Below are 310 nucleotides of genomic sequence, written 5' to 3' on the forward strand. Positions count from 1 at the left end.
AGCCTGAGCCCAGGCAAAAAGACCTAATGCGGAAACCCAATTTGATGGCAGATATGAGTTAGCGACCACGCCACCATAGCTCGGCATATCAACGGTCGAGCGTTTCTCAGTGCGGTTTTGTTGTTTATCCAGCCAACGCAACGGCGCCCAAACCATCAGCCCGGCCAGCAGCACAATGGCCACATTTTTGATCCGTTGGCCCGGTGTTTTTAACTGATGAAGCAGCGTGTCACGCGTGTTGCTACCCCAAATGAGCGCCAGCGGGATAACGCTGACCAAAATCATCCACATCACGAACTGATAACCGACA

Annotated in this window: 1 pseudogene; it reads right to left on the reverse strand. The window is 52.6% G+C overall.

Annotated features, from left to right (window positions below):
* Positions 1 to 310 (reverse strand): annotated as a pseudogene (locus M979_RS23580) (kdo(2)-lipid A phosphoethanolamine 7''-transferase); the annotation flags it as partial.

The sequence above is a fragment of the Buttiauxella noackiae ATCC 51607 genome (genome assembly GCF_001654865.1).
GTDB lineage: Bacteria > Pseudomonadota > Gammaproteobacteria > Enterobacterales > Enterobacteriaceae > Buttiauxella > Buttiauxella noackiae.